The organism is Mesorhizobium sp. P5_C1, assembly GCF_054049815.1.
In genome coordinates, this window is record NZ_JBFULQ010000605.1 from 1 (window position 1) to 3,117 (window position 3,117).

At 61.3% G+C, this 3,117-nt stretch carries 2 protein-coding genes; both read right to left on the minus strand.

Translation table 11 applies throughout. The features are described 5' to 3' along the window. Positions 1-1,079: AMP-binding protein (locus ACXJ7R_RS28680; RefSeq protein ID WP_457154770.1), on the minus strand; the 1,079-nt coding region annotated here is incomplete at its 3' end. A 167-nt stretch (positions 1,080-1,246) separates the two neighbouring features. Beyond that, a partial coding sequence (locus tag ACXJ7R_RS28685) for an oxidoreductase (protein WP_457154771.1) occupies positions 1,247-3,117 on the minus strand: 1,871 nt, incomplete at its 5' end.

Sequence of the window (3,117 nt, forward strand, 5' to 3'; positions counted from 1 at the left end):
AAGGTCATCTTCTCGGCATCGGCGAAGTCGAACAGCACATTGCCGTCGGGGTAGAAGGGCGAGCCGTCATAGAGCAGCAGCGTCGCTCCGGATGCCAGGCCCGAGACCAGCCAGTTCCACATCATCCAGCCGCAAGTGGTGAAGTAGAAGAAGCGATCGCCATCGAGCAATCCAGCATGCAGCCGGTGTTCCTTGACATGCTGGATCAGCGTGCCGCCGGCCGAATGGACGATGCATTTGGGAATGCCGGTCGTGCCTGACGAGAACAGGATGTAGAGCGGATGCGCGAACGGCAATCGTTCGAAGGTCACGGGTTTCGCGGCGAAGGGAGACAAGGCCTCCTCGAGAGCATCCGCCTTGTCGATCGTCGCGGCAACGTCGGCAGAGGTGCCGAGATAGTCCACGATCAGGATCTTGCGGACGGTACCAAGTTTCGTCGCGACCGCGGCGATCTTGTCGGCGACTTCGATGGCCTTGCCATTGTACCAGTAGCCGTCCGGCCCAATGAAGACGGCCGGTTCGATCTGGCCAAAACGGTCGAGAACGCCCTGCTCGCCGAAATCGGGAGAGCAGGACGACCAGACCGCGCCGATCGAGGCTGTCGCCAGCATGGCGGCGACGGCTTCCGGCATGTTGGGTATCATGGCGGCGATGCGGTCGCCCTTTTTGACGCCGAGCGACAGGAAAAGCTGCTGCAGGCGCGACGTCAGCGCGTGCAATTCGTTCCAGGACAGCCGGCGCTCGACCTTGTCCTCGCCATGAAAGACGATTGCGTCGCCCGAGCCGGTCTTCTTCAGCAGGTTCTCGGCGAAGTTCAGCGTGGCATCGGGAAAGAATGACGCGCCCGGCATCCGATCGCCGTCGATAAGGATCCGCTCGCCTTTGTCACCGACAAGGTCGCAGAAATCCCAGACGAGGCTCCAGAATGCCTCGCGGTTGTCGATTGACCAGGCACGGAGTTCCGCATAGCTGGAGAATGATGCGTCCGCCTGCGCCGCCGCGGCCTTCAGAAAAGCCGTCATCGGCGCGGCGTCAATCCGGTCCTGCGTCGGGGTCCACAAGGGTGTGTCTGCGGCCATAAATGTTCCTCCCAAAACTGTCGCGATCAGGGCAGCCGGCTCATGTCGACTGCGCGCGAGATCTCATAGTCGGTGCTCCCGCTGGCGGGCCCGCGTCGGACTTGAGACGAGAGAGTTGCGCCCAGCCAGGCCGACGCCTCCTGGTTTTGCTCACTGGAGGCTCCGATTCAGATCAACAAGGTCGGGACCTCGCGCTTGAAGATGCGGTCTGCCGGCTCGGTTCCCAAATACTCCCTGGCAGCCTTGTGTCCGGAAAACACCGCCGCCTGGATGATCCCCGGCGCGACCGCGTCGCCGATTGTTGTGTGCGGAACACCGGCCTCGCAAAGCCAGTAGGACAGATCGTCTTGTGGAAGTCTTGATGTAACACTCAGCAAGGCCGCTGCAGGGATAGCCGGCAACGGTTCGTAAGTGTCCGACCGATTGATATGCAGCGAACCGTCCTTCCACTCCACGGCCGTCGTGTTCGGATACATCTTGACGCCGGCCGCCATCAGGGCGCTGAGCACACGAGGCTGTTCCAGCGTGTAGCCCATCCAGCCCGCAATCGCGGGCTGAGGACAGACGAKGTGAACCTCGTGGCCTTTTGCCGCGAGATGTTCTGCAAGGACATTAGCCATGTAGTAGTGATCGTCGTCATAGATCACGATCGGACCGGACAGGCTGTCGCCGTCCAGGATGCTGTCGGGCGTGAAAGCGCAACCGGAAAAACCTGGGATCGGCGTGTACCGGGTGCGGCCAAGTCCGTCATCCCTCCAGCGCGATCCAGTGGCCACGAATATGTGGTCGGCGCCAAACTCGCAGGCGATCTCGGGTGTGATTTCGCTGCCCAGGAAAAGCTCGACATTCGGCATCTGCTGCATCTGGTAGAGACGGTAGTCGCGGACCCGGCTCCAGGCTGACAAGCCCTTCAGCCTGCTTTCCTTGGTGACGCGTCCACCCATCTCTTCCGACTTTTCGGCGATTGTCACCTGGTGGCCCGCCCGCGCCAAGGTGAGGGCGCAGTCCAGCCCGGCAGGTCCGCCGCCGACGACAAGGAGGTTCTTGTTGGTCTGGGCTTTGGGAACGCGTTCAGGATGCCAGCCGCGCCGCCATTCTTCACTCATCGTCGGGTTTTGTGTACAGCGCAGCGGGATTGAGTACGCGTCGGAGGCCACGCAGATGTTGCAGCCTATGCACTCCCTGATCTCGTCCACCCGTCCTTCGCGGATTTTTTCGGGCAGGAACGGGTCGGCGATAGACGGCCGCGCGCCACCTATCAGATCGAGGACGCCACGGCGGATCTGGCTCACCATTGCGTCGGGGGATGTGAAGCGGCCGACCCCGACGACCGGCTTTGTCGTCACTGTTTTCACGAAGCTTGTAAATTCTTCCTGCGCGCCCTCGGGGTCAAAGCGGGAGGTTCCGGAGTCGCGGCTCCAACCCGAGACATTGACGTCCCAAAGATCCGGGATTTCCGCCAGCAACTCGACGACATCGCGTCCTTCGCCGGTACTCGATATAGCTTTGGGCCCGGTGAGTTCATGCACCGCAAAACGAATGGCCACGGCTATATCGTCGCCCGCCTCTTCCTTGGCCTCCTCCAAGACCTCGCGTAGCAGCCGAACCCGGTTGGCGAAGCTGCCGCCATATTCATCCGTTCGGTGATTATAGGCGGGGGTCAGGAAGTGCCAAAGGATGGACGCGTCGTGAGCGGCGTAGACATAGACGATGTCGTAGTTCGCCTGTTTCGCCCGTCGAACCGCAGCGCGATAGTTCTCGCGTAGCAACTTGATGTCGCTTTTGTCCATGGCTTTGCTTTGGACCGGGACCTCAGGCTTGAGAACGGGAAGACTGGATGGGCCGAGAACCGGATAGCCATTTGCCAGGCCGCGCGAACGCATGCCGCTGTGGCCGATCTCGATGGCCGAAAGCGCGCCATGCTCGCGGATCTTCTCGGTCAGCCGTGCATGGCTCCTGACGTCCACCTCATCCCAAAATTTCTCGATCGGCAGGTTGGAGATATCGGATGACGGATCGATCTCGGAAAGCTGCATAC